Annotated in this window: 11 protein-coding genes and 1 pseudogene; 8 read left to right on the top strand and 4 right to left on the bottom strand. The window is 42.0% G+C overall.

What is annotated here, in order from left to right; translation table 11 throughout:
• Positions 1-345: 345 nt before the first annotated feature.
• Complete coding sequence (locus JGK20_RS14140) at positions 346-1,977, bottom strand: serine/threonine-protein kinase (protein WP_293149884.1); 1,632 nt, start codon at positions 1,975-1,977, stop codon at positions 346-348.
• A gap of 279 nt (positions 1,978-2,256) precedes the next feature.
• Here JGK20_RS14140 and JGK20_RS14145 point away from each other — a divergent pair, with 279 nt between their 5' ends.
• Entirely contained in the window at positions 2,257-2,400 is a 144-nt protein-coding gene (locus JGK20_RS14145) for a hypothetical protein (protein WP_293196495.1), read from the top strand.
• A gap of 113 nt (positions 2,401-2,513) precedes the next feature.
• Complete coding sequence (gene pheT / locus JGK20_RS14150) at positions 2,514-4,979, top strand: phenylalanine--tRNA ligase subunit beta (RefSeq protein ID WP_293230938.1); 2,466 nt, start codon at positions 2,514-2,516, stop codon at positions 4,977-4,979.
• Positions 4,980-5,115: 136 nt separating this feature from the next.
• Here pheT and JGK20_RS14155 read toward each other — a convergent pair whose 3' ends face one another.
• The gene (locus JGK20_RS14155; RefSeq protein ID WP_293230941.1) at positions 5,116-5,688 is read right to left on the bottom strand and encodes a Uma2 family endonuclease; all 573 of its coding nucleotides are present in this window, start codon (positions 5,686-5,688) and stop codon (positions 5,116-5,118) included.
• A gap of 164 nt (positions 5,689-5,852) precedes the next feature.
• On the opposite strand from JGK20_RS14155, the pseudogene JGK20_RS14160 reads away from it, so the two are divergent.
• From JGK20_RS14160 to JGK20_RS14180, 5 genes and pseudogenes are all read left to right on the top strand, one after another.
• A pseudogene (locus JGK20_RS14160) lies at positions 5,853-6,099 on the top strand (YciI family protein).
• Between the two features lie 126 nt (positions 6,100-6,225).
• Positions 6,226-9,246 carry a hypothetical protein gene (locus JGK20_RS14165; RefSeq protein ID WP_293189917.1) on the top strand — a complete coding sequence of 1,007 codons (3,021 nt, stop codon included), beginning with the start codon at positions 6,226-6,228 and terminating at the stop codon, positions 9,244-9,246.
• Positions 9,243-12,872 carry a helicase-related protein gene (locus JGK20_RS14170; RefSeq protein ID WP_293189919.1) on the top strand — a complete coding sequence of 1,210 codons (3,630 nt, stop codon included), beginning with the start codon at positions 9,243-9,245 and terminating at the stop codon, positions 12,870-12,872. The genes JGK20_RS14165 and JGK20_RS14170 overlap by 4 nt, the downstream gene beginning before the upstream one ends.
• Before the next feature lie 17 nt (positions 12,873-12,889).
• Complete coding sequence (locus JGK20_RS14175) at positions 12,890-15,904, top strand: hypothetical protein (protein WP_293183471.1); 3,015 nt, start codon at positions 12,890-12,892, stop codon at positions 15,902-15,904.
• A 33-nt stretch (positions 15,905-15,937) separates the two neighbouring features.
• Positions 15,938-16,339 (top strand): peroxiredoxin, encoded by a 402-nt coding sequence (locus JGK20_RS14180; protein ID WP_293230944.1) that lies wholly within the window; start codon positions 15,938-15,940, stop codon positions 16,337-16,339.
• Between the two features lie 104 nt (positions 16,340-16,443).
• Here JGK20_RS14180 and raiA read toward each other — a convergent pair whose 3' ends face one another.
• Entirely contained in the window at positions 16,444-17,097 is a 654-nt protein-coding gene (gene raiA / locus JGK20_RS14185; RefSeq protein ID WP_293183475.1) for a ribosome-associated translation inhibitor RaiA, read from the bottom strand.
• Between the two features lie 151 nt (positions 17,098-17,248).
• Here raiA and lipB point away from each other — a divergent pair, with 151 nt between their 5' ends.
• Positions 17,249-18,022: a lipoyl(octanoyl) transferase LipB gene (lipB, locus tag JGK20_RS14190; protein WP_293183477.1), complete on the top strand. Its 774-nt coding sequence runs from the start codon at positions 17,249-17,251 to the stop codon at positions 18,020-18,022.
• 210 nt (positions 18,023-18,232) lie between these two features.
• Here lipB and JGK20_RS14195 read toward each other — a convergent pair whose 3' ends face one another.
• A complete protein-coding gene (locus tag JGK20_RS14195) occupies positions 18,233-18,784 on the bottom strand; it encodes a single-stranded DNA-binding protein (protein WP_293230947.1) in 552 nt (183 codons plus the stop codon).
• Between the last annotated feature and the right edge of the window lie 191 nt (positions 18,785-18,975).

The raw sequence follows: 18,975 nt of genomic DNA on the forward strand, positions 1-18,975 counted from the left end.
CGAGTCCGGCGGTTGAGCAGTTTCATTTTTGTGCGATCGAATCCTCCATTGCTACTTTTTAATTTAGGTGACTTTGGGCGATCGAGCTTCCTCCAGACGAATCACCTGACTGGGGGAAGGGTTCAACAGTTGACAGTTGACAGTTGACAGTTGACAGTTGACAGTTGGGGGAGAGGGGGAGATTGGGGAAGATTGGAGGAGATTGAGAGAGATTAGGAAAATATTCCTTTTTCCTTCTTCCTTACTTCTTTCCTTCTTCCTTCTTACAACTTCGATCGGACTTTCATCCGTTACATCCGTTACATCCGCTACAGAATCCGTTGCCGAACTTCCTTCTTCCTTCTATTAAAATCCAAAACCCCGCTTACCATCGGGCTTAGTAGTCAACCAATTTGTCTTTGCACTTGCGAGTTGTTCCTCAGTAACAGTAGCGTCAGTTAGATTCGCGCCGCACAAATTCGCACCCCGCAAATTCGCCTTGCTCAAATAAGCGCCCGTCAAATCAGCACCTCGAAAATCCGCACCTTCAAAATTAGCAGTGCTGCAATAAGCTTCAGTCAAATTTGCCGATCGCAAATTTGCCTTCACCAACCTCGCGTGGCCCAAATTCGCCCCCGACAAATCCGCTGCTTGCAAATTTGCCTTCACCAACCTAGCCTGATAAAAATTTCCCCCCGCCAACTGCGCTTTTGGCAATTGCAAACCCGACAGTTCGCAGTCAGCAAAATCGCGTTTACCTTTAAAATATGCCGCTCGCAAGCTGTTACTTTCCCACTTTACAACCGCTTTCGTTACCTTTTGTCCTGCTAAATTGCCATTGGACAAGGCCGCAGTTCCGAAAGTTCTGCCAGACTCAGCCAAAGTCCGGGAAACTCTCGGCTGCATCCCTGTATTTCCCGATTGACTGAAGGAAGTTCTAGTGCGGATGCTTTGCTTCGATCGCAAATCTCGATCGTTTTTCATCTGGGGCGAAGGCAACGAAGTAGCATCACTATTAAATATCGTTGGTTCTTCAACCGTGCGGCCACCTGCGTTGAATTGAGTTGTCAAGCCGTTGCAAAGATCTGCGTCTTCAAATTCGCCATTCAGAGCTTTGACGACATCTCCTGTCGATTGAAAGCGATGGCCGACCATGGGCTTGAGCATTTTCTCAAGAATCCGCGCAAAATTTGGGCTCACCTGAACGTGGGGCTGCCAAACAATTTCGCCAGTTACCGCATCAAAATCTAAATCTTTGGGAGACTTTGCTGTCAGCAAATACAAACAAGTCATGCCCAAGGCGTAGATGTCGCTGGCAAATATCGGCCGCAGCGCCATTTGTTCGGGGGGAGCAAAACTAAACGTACCAACTGAAAATTTCGTGTTGGCGCTTTGGTCGGCGGGGTCTAATAATATTGTTTGGCTAACTTGGTCTTTAACCGCTCCGAAATCAATCAGAACCAAGTGATTGTCTTGAGCGCGGCGAATAATATTTGCGGGTTTAATGTCTCTGTGAATTACTCCTTGGCTGTGGACGTATTGCACTACCGAGAGAATTTCTAATAGAAAATTTTTAACATCTGATTCATTGAAACGCCCTGATTGTTTGACTTCTTGTTTCAAAGTCGAGCCTTTAACATACTCTTGAACTAAGTAAAATTGCTGTTCGGTTTCAAAATAATCTAACAGCCTCGGCACTTGCGGGTGGTCGCCGAGTTGGCCGAGGGTTTTCGCTTCTCGCTTGAATAATTCCCGCGCCATTTCTAAAACTCGCGGCGACGAACTACTGGGTCGGAGTTGCTTGACCACGCAACTCGGTTGACCAGGCAAAGAGATGTCTTTTGCCAGAAATGTAGCTCCAAAACCTCCTTGTCCTAAAGGTTCAATGACTTGGTAGCGAGCGCGCAGCAATAACCGCGCACCACAGGTCTGACACTGGAGAATAGAGTCAGGAGGGTTTTGAGGATGTGGACAGCCCGGATTTACGCAGTAGCTCATGTTGATTGAGTTTGCCTATATTTTTCTGATTTTGCTCTGGCGATCGCTCGACTGCACAAATTCCCTTAAACCGCATCTGCTAGAAATACAGCTCTATCAGTTGCCGGCGGGCCGTGCTGCGGCGTGCGAATTGGAATTGCACCTAAGTCTTTTAGGCCGATATCTTTTCCCTATTTTAATTATCTCGTTGCTGTGAGTTTTTGCGGTAGATTATCCTTGAAGATAGTTTAAAGACTTGCTAAAGTTGTCCTTTTTTATGTAAAGTCTTTCTAAACTTAAGTGCTTTTTGCGCTGTTAGATGTTTCTAGCATACCTCATTCTCTGATTGAGAATGTTACTCATCCCACAGCAGACATCGATCGAAAGGGCGATCGCTCGTTTTTGCTAATCTCTACCACAATCGTCTTGACAAATCTTAATTAGTATGGTATGAAAAGTTTTCCCGAATAAATTCTCGGACAGCACAGTCGAAGCCCGCCGGCGTAGACTAATGACGAATAACTACCGAGCACTGACAACAAACTACTGACAAAATTATGCGTATTTCTCTAAACTGGCTGCGGGAATTGGTCGATGTGACGAGTTCCCCGGAAGAATTAGCCGAAACCCTGACAATGGCAGGATTTGAAGTCGAAGAAATCGAAGACAGGCGTGCATGGGCCGACGGCGTAGTATTGGGCAAAATAGTCGCCTGCGAACAACATCCCAACGCTGACAAATTGAGAGTTTGTCAAGTTGATGTCGGCAAACCTGAACCCTTAAATATTGTGTGCGGGGCACCCAATGCGAGGGCGGATATTTATGTACCTGTAGCCGTTGTCGGTACTTTTTTATCGACGATCGATCTGAAAATTAAACCTGCTAAATTGCGGGGTGTTCCTTCGGAAGGAATGATTTGCTCTCTCGCCGAATTGGGATTGTTGAAGGAATCAGCAGGAATTCATATCTTTGATCTAGAAAATCCCGAATTAGGCAGCGATATTCGTCCGCTTTTAGGTTTAGATGATGTGATTCTAGACTTGACAGCAACTGCGAACCGTGCAGATGCTTTAAGCATGGTGGGTGTAGCCCGGGAAGTGGCGGCACTAACTGGCGCAAGTTTGAGAATTCCGACAACTAATGATGTGGCGATTCATGGCGAAAAAAGTCCGAATTTGGCAGTAGAAATATCGGAACTGCAAGGCTGCCCGATTTACATTGGCACGGAAATTTCAGGGGTAAAAATTGCACCGTCTCCGGCTTGGTTACAACAGCGGTTGCAGGCGGCGGGAGTGCGGCCGATTAGTAATGTGGTTGATGTCACTAATTACATTTTACTGGAATGGGGACAACCGCTGCACGCTTTCGATCGCGATCGACTGCAATCTTTCACCGGTACTTCTGACATCAGCATCGGCGTGCGCTTTGCCAAACCAGGCGAATCCTTCAAAACCTTGGACGGACAAAACCGCAATTTGCAACCTCAAAACCTGTTAATTACTGCTAGTGACAAACCCGTAGCCTTAGCTGGGGTAATGGGTGGCGAAGACACGGAAGTGCACGAAGGTACGCAAAATTTAGTCTTAGAAGCTGCCATTTTCGACCAAGCAACGATTCGGCGTTCTGCCCGCGCCCAAGGCCTGCGGAGTGAGGCTTCGATCCGCTACGAACGGGGTGTGAATCAGGCAGCTTTAACGACGGCGTGCGATCGCGCTATTGCCCTAATTTTGCAGTTGGCTGGCGGGACTGCGACGGTGCAAAAAACGGCGAGTTCGGGGGAAGATTTGAGTTTTTTGCGATCGATCGAATTGCGTCTAGATCGCATAAACTTGGTGTTAGGACAGTTAAAAAGAGGAGCAACCGGCGGTTCTCCCTATCTGGAACCGGAGGAAGTAAAAAATATCCTCACAGCCCTGGGCTGCGAAGTGGCTGCGACGGAAAAAGCACGAGTATTTGCGATAACTGTTCCGCCTTACCGCTACCGGGATTTAGAAAGGGAAATTGATTTAATCGAAGAAGTCGCGAGACTCCACGGTTACGACAATTTCTGCGATACTTTGCCTAGCAAAACAGAACCCGGTTATCTGTCACCAGAATACGCGCAAATACGGAATGTGCGATCGGCTTTTCGGGCGGCCGGCTTGACAGAATTGATGCACTATTCCTTAGTAAAAACCGAGGGAGATAATCAGGTGGTGCTGGCGAATCCGCTGTTTGTCGAGTATTCGGCTTTGCGGACTGAAATGCTGTCGGGTTTGATCGATGCTTTCGGCTACAATTTGGAGCAAGGAAACGGTGCGCTCAACGGTTTTGAAGTCGGTCGCATTTTCTGGAAAGAAGGGGATGCAAAGAAAGAAGCAGACGCCGTAGCGGGGATTATTGGCGGCGACCCGACTGTGTGGAAATGGCAGCAATCTGGGCGCGATCGACCTTTGACTTGGTTTGAAGCGAAAGGTGTCCTAGAAAGTGTGTTTCAGCAGTTGAGTTTGGCTGTGGAATATGCAAGCGATTCCTCTAATCCACGCCTGCATCCTGGCCGCACAGCCGCGCTATCGTTAAACGGGAAACGGTTGGGAGTTTTCGGACAGCTACACCCGCAATTACAGCAGGAAAAGGGTTTGCCGGAACAGGTTTATGTGTTTCAATTAGATTTAGGCGTGTTGTTGGGTGAGTTAGGTCGATCCTCTACGAGGGCTTCGCTAACGCACAACTCGACTCGCAAATTCGCAGGTTATTCGAGTTTCCCGGCTTCTGACAGAGACATCGCATTTTTCGCGCCGGTGGAAGTTCCGGTAGTTGAGATGCAGGGCGCGATGAAGCAGGCGGCGGGTAGTTTGCTGGATTCCGTGGAACTCTTCGACGAGTATCGCGGCGAAAACGTACCGGCGGGACAACGTAGTTTAGCATTTCGGTTGGTTTATCGATCGGGCGATCGAACACTCAGCGAAAGCGATGTCGAACCAGCCCAACAAAAAGTCCGCGATGTTTTAGTCGAGAAATTCGGCGTTAGTTTGAGAAGCTAATTGTAGGGTGCGTCGCCATGAGATTTTCGATATTTAGTGAGGGATTTTTGATGGCGACACACCCTACGGCTAACTTCCTTCAACCCACGGAGGTGGGTTTTGTTTGTGTAGACGCGGTTTCCAACCGCCGGGAAATTCAATTTGTAACTAAAGGACGCAACATCTCCCGTACACAAAAATAAAAATCAGGAAACTGCAAAAGAGAAATACTCGCATCATCCGCCAGAATCACCCGACTTTGATAACCATCCTGACTCGGTTCTCGAAAAACATGAAGTTGCCGATTATTCACATCCAAAACCCAATAATCAGCAATCCCCGACTCACCATAAATTTTCGCTTTAATCCCGCAATCCGTTCTCAGCGTAGTATCCGCAACTTCCACAATCAGATAAATTTCCGATGGCGTTGGATGGTGGTCTTCATAGTAAAGTGGATCTGGTATAACTACAGAAATATCCGGTTCAGGTTCCGAGTAATTATCGAGCCGAACAGGGTCTTGCAGTCGCACCAAAACCCTCTCTCCCAAACGGTTTTCCAGTAGCTTCTCTGTTCGTTTTACCGCCGCACCGTGTGCTGTTCCCTTTGCTGCCATCTTTACTATCTGTCCTGCTAGTAATTCTACCCGTTCATCCTCATCAAAAATACCAATTTCCGTCATCCGGTCATATTCTTGAACCGTTAGCAGCCGAAGGTCTAGTAAAGTCATAGTTATCTCCTCCTATTTAACAAACGTCTCTCTTTCTCCCCTCTCTTCCTCAGCGCCCTCAGCACCCTCTGTAGTCAATCAATCTTATCCTAAAAAAAATTATCAAATCCTGCTACACTTATTGTACAATAAATTTCAAATAAATTCATCCAAGGCTCAAAACCGTGACCAAATATGTAATGTGGGGAAGTTACTGCGAAGATGTCCTCGAAAAACGTGCTCCATTTCGAGACGCGCACCTAGCGGGACTTGCCAAACAGAAAGAATCGGGAGTGTTAATTGCGATCGGGCCAACCAAAGATTTAAGCAAAGTTTTTGCAATTTACGAAGCAGAAGATGAGGCGGCTGTGCGAAAATTAGTTGAAGCCGATCCCTGAGTACCAAGTGAAAGAGTGGATTCAAGCTTTTTGAAGCGACAGAGAAATTAAGAATTGTTTGGCTAGTAAATACAGAAATCAACTTGCTTGACTAATGAATCAATGTGGGCTAACATAGCTGAATTGCATAAGTTGTCAAGCGGTGCGAGGAGGTTGCAGAGTGAATACCCTAAGAACAACAGGCGGGGATTTAGTTGCCGTTGACTGTGGTGACTTATTGGACAAGATTTTAGCAATTTTAGAGAAGCCGGAGACTCAGAATCCATTTAAGATACATGGTAATTGCGATCGGTTAATCATCGACATTGACAGCATCGCCGAAGCAGTCGCAGGTTTGGGAGTAGAAAATCCTTTAGGTGCTTCCGAACGCGGTGCTCGTACCGCCACAGTCAACTTTACTCCCGGCTTCAAAGAACGCTTTCCCAATCAAATTACCAAAATCAAAAATAGTTTAAAAACTCGACTGGAATCTGCAATTAATCAACAAAACCCACAGCTTGCGATCGAACAATTTGTTGCCAACTTAATTACAGATTTGGAAAAGTTTAAAAATAATTATGCCAATTTAGACTTTAGCTATCCCTTTGGCAAATATTCCGGGTTGCAAAAGCAGCGATTGAGTATCACAAAAAATCCTAGCAGCAAAGAACTGCTAAAATTTCACAAACTAACTATCACCGTTGGAAATACCAGTACATTTAACACCGAGCTAAAACAAGGCTTAGGAAATTATATCAAATCTCAGTTTGCTAGCGCTAGTGAGAGCGATCGCGACGAATTAGATTTTATTCTTCAAGATTTAGAAGAAGATGCCAAATCAGATTTCTACAGACTCAAAGAATTTGTAGATATCGAAACTATCGGCAAACTCAAAAAGCAAGCACAGATATGTTATCTAGAATTTCTGCAAGACAACATTAGCACCAGCAATAACCCATTCAATGCCGAGGGTTTAATTTATTTAAAAGTCCTAATTCAGCGTCTCAAACAGATTGATGAATATATAGTCAAAAATGCCGATGGCGATTACTTAGTGAACTATGCCGGCACTGACTTGAACTATGCAGATGCTTTTGCTCGTGCTGAAGCCTTTGATATGTTGCCAATTATTCCCAAAATAGAAGGATATTTAGGAGAAACCAAAGACGAAAACAAAGGAGATATCCAGTTTATTTTTGGACTCAAGCTTAAGTTTAATAACCCAGTTCAAGCCTATGGCGGCAAAACAGTCTTTGAGTATTACCTCAATCTGCTTGACCCTGAAAGTGAGGAACATAAAGCCGAACTTGCCGACCCTGCTAGAAAAGAGATTTTCGCCAGAAAGCTATTGAAGTTAGTATTTTTGTACTACTTCGTTTTTGCCGCAAAAGACCCGTCATCAGAGGGTTATACAATTAACTCAGACTTAGAATACGATCCAATTCCAGTATTTGAGGAAAAAGTATTAAAAATCTTCAAAGGTTCTGATGAAGTATCAAAGCAAAAACTTTTGCGAGGGATCAAAAAAGGTTTTGAACAATATAATGTTGCCTCTAAAATAGACACTCTCAAGAATCTCCTACAAAAAATTCTGAAACACAAGCATTCACCGAAAGAATTTCCGCTTCACATTTCGGTCAGAAAAAACATTTTAGATAATAGTATCAACAATATTTCTACAACCTCTACATTTTTCAAGCCTGAGCTACGAACCAAGCCCAAAGAAGTATTAAAATATATAGCTATTGGTCAAGCAAAGGCTAGTGAAAATTCCCTATGTACTCTCACAGCTAAAATCGCAATTAGTGATGTTCATTATTTTGCTAGTGACGACCTACAAAGCTTTAGTATGGAGTATGATGTCACAGGTGTAAAAGCTCTGCCAGTGTTGCTGAGACCAACTGAGCAACAGTGTACAACTATATATAATCGGTTTTATCAACAGCGTAAGCTAGTCGAATTTACCTACAGTCTTGCTAGCAACAAATGGGATAATAAAAAAAGTTTTGTGTATCGATTTACCTTCGATATACTTGCCTATACTTGCCTCAAACTGTTATTGGAAAAACAGAGTAGATTATTCATTCCCATACTGCGACTGCAACTGAGCAATCAACAGTCAGATTCGCCCGTAGAAGAGTTCATGCGTTCTTTATCTAAAAGGTTATCGCATTTACTAAATGAAGAACATCGTTCTAATTCTCAGGGTATTGATATCAGAAATATAGAATACAAAGCTCCCAATGTAATGAGTTCTCTATATTCTGTATTGCCTAAAAAGTTTACCTTTGCCAAGCAGTCAGATTCTCCAAAAGAACTCGACAAACTGGCTATAGTTATAGTTTCCAGTCGCGAGAGTGATGCTAGGTGGAATAGCAACCAAAAGCTATCGAATTTGCAAGGAGAAATTGTCGGTGCAATTCGTCAAAAAGATGGTTCTGTCAGGCTACAATTGCTCAAAACCTTCTCGGAAACCTACGAACACGAACAGATGTTTAAAGAACCCACTGTGGTGCGAGATGAAATAGGGAAAGTTTACAAATTGGGATTCAGACACTTTCTCTACATAGCCAAAGCTCCCTATTCTAGTACCTTGCACATGACACAAAAAGAAGATGCTTTATTTTTCATGTCGAAAGATGTGATTAAATATTTTAAAGAAAACTACAATGATATCAAAATTTACCCGATGTTTTTTGACAAATACTATGCAGTTAAACTGTCAGAAAGATTGGGAGTAAATTCTTTATACATTCAGGATACATTGGAGTTAACCGCTTTAGTCAAAGACCCCAGCAAACGCTCTGTGGTATTTTTTAATTTGTTTAATGGTTTGGTAGTCGGCTCAGAAGCAGAACGTAATTATAGGGGTGTAATTTCCTATGCCACCTTGTTAAATATTTATCAAGATATACTGGATGATGAACATATCCATCAAGGATTGATTTCTAATACTCAATTAAAAAATGACATTTTGCAGTATTTGACCTTGTTCCACTTTTCTCGCTACGAAAAAGCAAGTGGTAAAAACGCTCAAATTAGTTTTAAATTAGACCCCTACGAAAACCTGATAGGAGATCAGTCTGTAGGTAAACTATCTCTCTACAAGCATATGGGAGGAGTTGCAGAGTTTAATGCCTTGGCATTTTTGACTAAAGTTAAAGAAGTTTTAAATACACCAACAGGAGGCACGCAGTCATGAAATCTAAAATAGCAGAAGATTTGGGGCGTTTGTTTGAAGTTGGGTTTAATATTGGGATTCTTGCTTGTATTAAAGAGAAGCAAATTAAGCATAACTTTGGAAACTTGTACCTTCAGGAATTGCAGGAGTTAAAATTCCCGAAGATGCTGAGAAAAATCACCGATAAAATAACCAGTCCCCTGGAAAGAAAGATGGCTGAAAAGTGGAGTACATTTTTCCTACAAAAAGGCTTTCTATCAGGTTTAAACTTTTTTCGAGAGTACCTACAATCTACAGGTTGGAATGAGACAAATAAACTACGACATTTGGAAATTTTGTATTACCAATCCTGTTTTTGCGATGAGAGCAGTATTGGTACTTACGCTAAAGGTTATGAACAGTGGTGTGGAGAAGTTATATCTCAATTTGACCAGATTGATAATATTTCTCAATATATTGGAAGTTACAAAGGGAAAGGCGAGTTTCTGAGAGCTGATACTCTAATATTCCTACGATATGGTAGGCAATTTAGAATTTTGTGTGTAGATTTGTCGGTGTTTTCGATTAGGACATCTGAGGATGTGACGAATCTGGACTATTTGGAGATTATTCGGCGTTTGTTGAGACGAGATATTAACTATTTGCGCTCAAAAAGTGTGTTTTCTAAACTTCGCATAGATACTGAAAGTTGTGATGTTGAATTTTCGGAAGGTTTGAAGAGCTATTTTACTGCTTTTAAGTATGATGATAAGGAGAGTGCTAAATCAATTCAAGCTGGCGGTTATGCTTATAGTTTTTATCAATTTCTCCGAGAAATAGGGATACTTGCTGAGGATTCGCGACTAATATTTAATGCGGTGGGATATAGCGATCGCGGAATTAGCACTATGTCTGTCCGCCCCGAAAATTTAGATGTTTTGAAAACTTGTTACTCGATTTATAAGTATGATTCGAGTCCTCAAGAAATCGTCGATGCCCGCAAATTAGTTTTAAATAAAATCAAGCGGAGTGCTTGCTACAGCTTCGATCAAGGAAAAAAGCTTGTTGACGATATATTAGCAATGTCTGCGGATAAAATCAATGTTGTGCGCCACCCAGAGCGACTTGAGGGGTTTGTCAATTCAGCAGGAATTGTGCCGGATGAATTGATGCAGCAGTTGGGATTGAGCGGAGGTTTGAGTTTGCGGAATGCTCACGCTAAGCTAATTGAAAAAGCCCTGGAATCTGCTGCTACTTATATCTTTTTGACTGGAAATCCTGGTATTGGGAAGACGACTGCGATCGCCAAATTTCTCACAGATCATGTAAACGATGGATTTCTATTCTTTTATGTCAGTCCCAGGAAGCAGGTAAATCTGGATATTATCGACAAGTTCAAAAAACCTGGTACTGAGGATTTATGGAATGATAAAATATTAGCAATTAATACCTATAGCGATTTAATTAAAGATAGCGGTCATAAATATACTGTCCAGTATCTCTCGAATCAACGGCATGGAAAATTTGGATTACAAGTTGTTAATTTTCAAGATAGCAGAGAAACTAAGCGTCAAAATAGGCGATCGGACCGACTCAAGAGACAAACAGAAAATGTAATTGAAGATGGTGGACGGAATACTAAGGGCGTACTTAACAGCATTTGTGAAGCCATTTCTACCCTGATTGATACTAAAGATTTCAACAATATTGTCGCGACTGTTTCCATCCAATCTTTAAAGAAAACTGATGCGGGCGATACATTAAAACATTTTGAAAAAATTTTTAGGAATGCTTACAACACAAAGCTAGGTGAAGTGCTTCCCGATCGCATGAAAGACATCTCCAGTCGCATCAAGCATTTGTTTATCATGATCGATGAGATTACGGGAGACGAGGGAGGTGTAGAATTCTTAAATGGCATCAACAATATCCTCAACACCTATGAATTGAAAAATAATGCTCACGGGTTTAATACAAAGGTGATCGTTGCAGATGCTTCTATCGTTGACAAAGCTGTAATTAGCCAACACCTAAGCGATACCTCTGCTGAACCGGATAAAATCTATTTTCGGAAAGCTAAAAATCCAGGTTCGCCTCTGTCAGTGGAGAATTTTAAGTTTAAAGATACTGACGCAACTGTGATTAACACTAACTCCTATCCTGCTAAAAGCTTAAGCATAACATACAAAGTTTTCATTGAATCTTGCAAGTTTAGTGAAGATACTTTGCTAGATAGAGAAACTGATTTAACCAAGACAGTACAAGGCGAAATTTTACAAGATATAGAAGCCCTGTTACAACGCTCTGATGTTGAACAAGTGATAGTTTATATTCAAGATAAACAAAAACTGGGTAATTTGATAGACAAGATTAGAGAACATCGGGGTAAGTTTGAAAAAGGGACAGATTATATCGAAATACACGCTAATATTGGTGAGGAGGAAAAAGAGTTAGTTCAAAAATGGAAAAAAGATGCGAAAGTAGTATTTATGACTGCTTCAGGTAGTCGCGGGCTATCTTTTCCCAAGGCAAAACACATTTTGGTTGAGATTCCGAGGTTTGAAATAGAGAAAAATCTGATGGAATTGATTCAGGTAATTTATCGGGGGCGCGGAAAGGATGAGATTGATAATCAGGACAAAGAATTGATTTTCTATTTGGGCGATCGGGTAGTGTATTTTGAAGATAATAAAGAGATATCGATACAGGAAAGTAAACTGAGTCTTTTAAATATTCTGTTGATTTTGAAAGCATCTATAATGACGCGAATTTATGGTTGCGGGCAAATTGGTTCAGATAAGTTTATCATCATACCCATCGGCGGTAAGTCTGTGTTTGCTGCTGGTGAAACATTCTCATCCCAAATGAAAAACTTAATCGATAAGTTGAAGAGCGAGCACAGGAAGAATAGGAGCGATCGGCGTTTACCACAAGTCTATGATAGTCTAGAAGATTTACTCGGTCAAGCTGATTTTACACTGAGAGAGAATGTTGAGTCTAATAGTAAATCTCAGACTTCATATCTTTCGCAGCGTGATTTTTTCAACAATGGATTTTCCCAGTTAGTAAGTGAAAGTTTCGAGAAGTTATTGAATCTGAATAACTTGGAAATGGGATATATGAGTGGCGGTTTGTTAGTTGTACCGATCGCATCGCAAACTTTGGAAGAAACCTACATTATGCCTCTGGCAACAATAGCCAAAAATGCTAATAGTGAACTTTGGCATAATATGCAGATAATTAGTTATGCTAGTGCTTATTCAGAGGATTTACAATTTGCGATTAAAGATGCGATGGAGTTAGTAAAAGAACTAACAAACTCTGTTGATAAGACACAGAGATTTGAGCAAAGCAGTCAGCGCAAGGATCGGTATTATGCCTTACCATTATTTGCGTTTATTGCTGGGGAAGTATTCAGGGAATATTTTGCTAGTAACCCCCAAGAACAGAAATATCAAGATTTTAGAAATATCTTGACTCAATATATTAAGGCGCTGTATCCTGTTGGTAATGTTTTGCCTATAGGAGATAAATATCAAGATTTCCCATTTGTTGTATTTAGAAGCTACAGTTTAGAACAGATTAGGGAAAAGATATTTACGGATAAGTATCTTTTGAGTTCCAATGAGTTGAATGTACTCAATTTGGTTTTGTCTAAGGAAATCTGACATCGGGGGTTGACAGGGTGAACGTTTTAAGATTAGATGATAGCGATTTAGTAACGGTAGATTATGGCGATTTGCTGGACAAAATTTTAGAAGTTTTGCAGGGAAATAACCCATTTAGCATTTCGGGCGATCGCAAACGTTTGCTAATAGATATTGATACACTTGCTAATCAAGTCGCTACTTGCAAAGAAGTACAAAATCCTTTGGGTAATTGTGAGAATCAAGCAGATTATGCTACGGTGAATTTCTTACCGGAAGTTGAGGTGCGCTTTCGGAGTCAAGTTAGGGAAATTGAGGCTTGTTTGCGCCGAAAAGTACAATCTGTTTTGGGAGATAGTGTTACAATTGACCAATTTGTAGTTAGTTTAATTAGTCCGCTAGAGTCTTTTAAAGGTAAGGGAACTCAGTTAGGTTTAAGGTATGACTTTGATAATTTCTATAAAGATTTACAGAAACAGAAGCTGAGTTTGGAATGCTTAGACTCTAATTATGATTCGCTGCTAAAGTTTCATAAAGTAACTATTTCGATCCGCAATGTAGATATTTTCCAAGAAGAATTGCAAGCAGGTTTAAAGAGTTATATTGCTGAAAATACTGGAAATCAAGAGGAGAAGGAAGAACTTAATTTCCTGCTTGAAGAAATGGTAGAAAATGAAACTTCTGATTTTCACCGACTGATTAGAGTTGTGGATCGGGAAACTCTGGGACAACTGAAGAAAGAAGCGAAAATTACTTACTTGGAGTATCTTTTAGAAAATATTGATTCAACTACAGAAAATAGGCGAGGTTTGATTTATCTCCAAGATTTAATCCGGCGTTTGAGGTTAATAGAAGGATATATCAACGATGTCAATAAACCTGATGGTGACTACTTGGTTAGCTATCAGAAAACTCCGGTTAATTACAAAGATATGTTTTCGCGATCGGAAGCTTTCGATTATTTACCGATCGTTCCGATTATAGCAGGTAGTCTGGGAGAAACTACGGATGATGCTGGGGGCGATCGCCAATTTATTTTTGGCCTCAAACTCAAGTTTGGCAATCCTGTGCAATCGCGGGGAGGCGATCGGGTATTCGACTACTATCTTAATTTGTTAAATCCCGACAGCGAGGAACATCTCGCCGCTTTGGAGGAACCAGCCAATCATGAAACCTTCTTCCGCAAGGCATTAAAAACAGCATTTTTGTATCACTTTGTCTTTGCATCATCTCAAAACCCCCTAGCAGCCGATTACAACCCAGAATTAGAATTAGAATACGATCCGATCGCAGGATTTGAGCGAGTAGTTTTACCGATATTACAAAGTTCTAACGAAGAGCATAAAAAGGTGCTTTTTTGCAAATTTTTTAAGCGTTTTCAAGAAATTAATGTCGATTATAAAATTAACTGTCTTAAGCAATTACTGCAAAAATATATCTTAGATAAAACTATTTTATCACCTCGCACAGAATCGCGACTGATTTCGATCAAAAGAGGTCTGCTTCACAATATAGATCGTATCTTAACAACCGGAAAATTTTTCAATGAGGTTGTGGGGCGCAATCCGAAGGAAACACTTCAGTATATTTCTGTGGAAAAACCTAATGTTAATCAAAGAGCAATTTGTCAATTACCAGTCTGTATTAAAATTGAAGATATTCGCTATTTTTCAACTGATGAATCCCAAAGTTTCAGCATGGAATACAATATTAAAGGTATTAAGGCTTTACCAGTGTTTTGGATTCCTAAAGCCGATCGCTCTAGAGATGTTTTTTATAAAAGTTTTCAGCATAAATCCGTGGTTTTTCCCTACAACAACCGACGTTTAGACAGCAATGGAGGCTTGCAAAGACAAGCAACGTTTGTTTACAAGTTTGCTATTTCGCTGATGTCATATATTTCCCTAGGAATCTTGTTACAAAAATTACCCAATAATTTATTTGTGCCGATGGTAAGACTTCACGAAGGCTACCACGAAAACCCTTCGCCTTCAGAAAAATTTATGGCATACCTTTCTAAAGTATTATCTCACATTTTGAGCGAAAAACACCGATCGAATTCCCAAGGATTTCGCATTCTGGGTGACAAGTATCATTTGACAGCCAAAAATGGTTTGAGTTCCCTGTATTCAATCCTGCCTAAAAAGTTTCGATTTAACAATGTACAGTTATCTCCAGAATTGGATAATTTAGCAATTATTACAGTATCGACTAGGGATAGCGATGGGAAAAATGGCGGGAGGCGCGATCGCAGAAAAGCCTGTTTTTTTGGCGAAGTCACCGGAATTAGGTGTCAAGAAGATGGTACTATTCAGGTGGGAATGCTGAAAACTTTCTCGGAAAATTACAGCCTTCAGCGTCTTTATACTCAGCCTTTAATTCTCGCAGATATTGTTAGTCAGTTATATAATAGAGGGTATCGAAAATTTTTATATATATCTCAAGCACCTTATATGAGTACGCTGCATATTACTCAAAATGATGGAGATGATAAATTATTTTTTATGTCGAAAGATATCATCCGAGTTTTGAAAGGAGAACGGGAAGATGTTAGGATTTACCCGGTATTTTGTGACAAATATTATGTACATAGTCCCAAACAGCATCGGGGAGAATCTTTTTATATTCAAGATACAGCAGAGCTTGCCGAGTTGTTTTCGGATAGGAGGAAACAAGCTATTGTGTTTTTTAATTTGTTTAACGGGATTAAAGTTGAACAAGGGGATAAGAACTTTTATAATGGAGTGATTTCCTATTCGACGCTATTGAATATTTATGAAGGTATCCTAGACGATGAAGATATTCGTCAAGGTTTGATTTATGATGGTATAATTAAAGATACTTTGCTACACTATTTGACAATATTTCACTTTTCTCGGTACGAAGCTCGTCAAAAAATCAGTCTCAAGTTAGATCCGTTCGATCGCATTATTGGCAATGACTCAGTTGGTGCTTTATCTGAATTCACTCACGCTGGTGGTAGTGCTACTTTTAATTCGCTGGCTTTTTTGAATAAGGTAAGAGAAGTATTGAACGTAACTGAGACTGTATAATAATCAATAAACAAAACACTCACTTAAATAAATATGACTGTCAAAGTAGGAGACATCGCACCGGATTTTAGCTTATTATCTCAAACTGGCTCATCAGTCAGTCTCAAGGATTTTAAAGGCAAAAATTGCGCTTTTCGTGATAGTTATGAAGTTTTCAAAGACGCAGGTGCAGAAGTAATTGGGATTAGCGATGATTCGCAGCAGTCTCACCAAAAATTTGCTACCAAATATCAGTTACCTTTCACATTGTTGAGCGATACTGGCAATAAAGTGCGGCAATTGTACGGGGTTCCAGCTACCATGTGGATTATGCCCGGTAGAGTCACTTACGTCATTGACAAACAAGGTGTTGTCAAGCATATTTTTGACTCAATGCTGGATTTTAAGGCGCACGTTGCTGAGTCTCTCAAAACTTTGGAAGGTATTAAAGGTTAGATATGATTGGATCGGATTGATTTAACCGCAGAGAGCGCAGAGAACACAGAGGAAGAGTAAGACAAAGAGAGGAATTTAGTCCTCTCTTTGCTATTAGCAATTATCTAACCTTTCGCAGCACCTGATTTTTCATGTGCTACGTTGTGGGCGGTTTTGCCATTCTTACTATTACCGTGGCCGTTAGCATTGCGAGGCTGGATAACTCCATAGCCGCTTTGACTCTTGCGTTCGTAAAGCACATTAATTTCGCCTGTTTCTGCATTCTGAAACATATAGAAATCGTGGTCGATAATCTGCAATTGTTCTAAAGCTTCTTGCACAGTCATTGGAGGCATGGCAAAATACTTTGTCCGTACTACTTCGGGTGGAAGTTCGGGAGTTCGATCGCCAATCAAATCTGCTACTACAGGATGTTCTTCAACTGCCGTAACCGTTTTGGCACTACTCTGGGTCTTGTTGTCGTGGCGTTTTTCCTTAAATTTCCGCAGTTGACGAGCTATCTTGTCTGCGACCAAATCGATGCTAGCATACAGGCTTTCCGTGCTTTCCTCAGCCCGAATCACGCTGCCGTTAGCATAGATAGTCACCTCAGCAGTCTGCTTAGGATTGATCCTGGGGTTACGAGCCACCGATAGATGAATATCCACTTCCGTCGTCAAAGTTTGAAAATGGCTAACTGCCTTTTCAACTTTTTGATTGACGTACTCGCGAATGGCATCGGTGATTTCTATATTTTTACCCTGGATAACAAGCTTCATAGAGCTCCCTCCCTTCTGTAACGTGGGTATAGTTTATACAATAGCACTATGTATTCTAGAAAACACTTATCTTCCAAATCTTTTTTCATATGTTGACAATTCTTGATTTTAACTGCGTAAATATTCCGTAAAAACACTGTTGATTTTTTTCATGATTTCCCCTCTCATTCATCAACCTGCGATCCCCGAACCGTGCTTGCTCCTCGATTGGGGACAAGTACCCTACTCCCAAGCTTGGGAAATCCAGCAAAAACTCGTGCAAGAACGCCGGGACAATCCCGATTTGCCGGATGTGCTGATTTTGCTGGAACATCCGCCGGTTTACACTTTGGGGCTGGGATCGAAGTTGGAATTTCTGAAGTTTGACCCGAGCCAAACTCATGCGGAGTTGCACCGAGTTGAGCGGGGCGGGGAGGTGACTTACCATTGTCCTGGCCAGTTGGTGGGCTATCCTATTTTAAATTTGCGCCGCCACCAGCAGGATTTGCACTGGTATTTGCGGCAGTTGGAGGAAGTGCTTTTGGGAGTGCTGGAAGTTTGCGGGCTGAAGGGTTCGCGGGTTCCGGGAATGACTGGGGTTTGGGTGGATGGGTGCAAGGTGGGTGCGATCGGCATTAAAGTCAGTCGCTGGATTACGATGCACGGTTTTGCTTTGAATGTTTGCCCGGATATGGCAGGTTTTGGGCAAATTGTACCTTGCGGGATTCCCGATCGACCGATTGGTAGTTTAGAGCAGTTTATTCCGGGGATTGAGGTCGATCGAGTTAGGGCGATCGTTGTTGCTGAGTTTGCTCGCGTTTTTGGGGTGGAAATTGTGCGATCGGATCGGGAAATTGTGCGATCGGATCAAACGGCGGTTGAAACCGCGTCTACAAACGATGACGTACGGTTGAAACCGCGTCTACAAACCAAGACGTACGGTTGAAACCGCGTCTACAAACGATGACGTACGGTTGAAACCGCGTCTACAAAAACGAAGTCTGCCTCCGCAGACTGAAGAAAATAACGTAAATTTAACCACCCGTTTTTCAACCCGCGGAGGCGGGTTTTGCCTGTGTAGACGCGGTTTCAACCGCCGTCGGATCTATTCGCCGTCGGATCTATTCGCCGTCGGCTCTTAAAACGGAATCGGCTCTTAAAACGGAATCGGATCGTAATCTGGATTGTCAGCTTCGCTTGAGGAACCAGGCTTGCGATCGGAGTCCGAAGACTGATGCGAGTTCCAATCCGAACTAGACGGGCGGTTAGCAGGGGCTGGAGCGCTGTTAGAACTGCGGCCTCGGGAACTCATGGGAACCACATTGCTCGGCACATTAGCCGGGGCGGTGTCGCGAATTTGAGCGGGTTCGGGGGCGGTTCTAGCTGCGGGTGCAGCGCTCATAGCATCGGCGCCGAGAGTGTAAATTCTTTGGGCTGTCAGTTCAGCGCGCTTTTCTTTGATACCATCTCTGTCGATCGTATTCATACCCAGCCGCCCTTCAATAATCACGCGATCGCCCTCGCGATATTTGTCGTGAATTTCTTGAGCTAAATTGCCCCATCCTATCACCTTCAAATGTTCTGGCGGATCTTCAGGTCTCGACCCTGGAAACTGCACCAGCATCTCAGCGATTTGAAGTTGATTGTCTGGAGTATAACGGAGTTGCGGTTGTTGAATTATTTCCGCCATTAAAATGCAGCTATTCATAACTTAAATGGGAATTGGGAATTGGGAATTGGGCATTGGGCATTGGGCAAAGAGGGAATTGGGCAAAGAGGGAATTAGTCATTGGGAAAGCGAGGGTTTGTAGTGAGGACTTTAGTCCTCTCTTTATATATGAATTAATAAGGACTAAAGTCCTTACTAAGAACTGAATTATCGTTGCATAACCGGACATA

It is taken from the genome of Microcoleus sp. PH2017_05_CCC_O_A (genome assembly GCF_020738785.1).
Lineage (GTDB): Bacteria > Cyanobacteriota > Cyanobacteriia > Cyanobacteriales > Microcoleaceae > Microcoleus.

Coding starts and splice junctions, on each gene's coding strand:
- JGK20_RS14170 (WP_293189919.1), top strand. CDS start 9,243: ATGAAATCTAAAATAGCAGAAGATTTGGGGCGTTTGTTTGAAGTTGGG.
- pheT (WP_293230938.1), top strand. CDS start 2,514: ATGCGTATTTCTCTAAACTGGCTGCGGGAATTGGTCGATGTGACGAGT.
- JGK20_RS14180 (WP_293230944.1), top strand. CDS start 15,938: ATGACTGTCAAAGTAGGAGACATCGCACCGGATTTTAGCTTATTATCT.
- JGK20_RS14140 (WP_293149884.1), bottom strand. CDS start 1,977: ATGAGCTACTGCGTAAATCCGGGCTGTCCACATCCTCAAAACCCTCCT.
- JGK20_RS14195 (WP_293230947.1), bottom strand. CDS start 18,784: ATGAATAGCTGCATTTTAATGGCGGAAATAATTCAACAACCGCAACTC.
- raiA (WP_293183475.1), bottom strand. CDS start 17,097: ATGAAGCTTGTTATCCAGGGTAAAAATATAGAAATCACCGATGCCATT.
- lipB (WP_293183477.1), top strand. CDS start 17,249: ATGATTTCCCCTCTCATTCATCAACCTGCGATCCCCGAACCGTGCTTG.
- JGK20_RS14155 (WP_293230941.1), bottom strand. CDS start 5,688: ATGACTTTACTAGACCTTCGGCTGCTAACGGTTCAAGAATATGACCGG.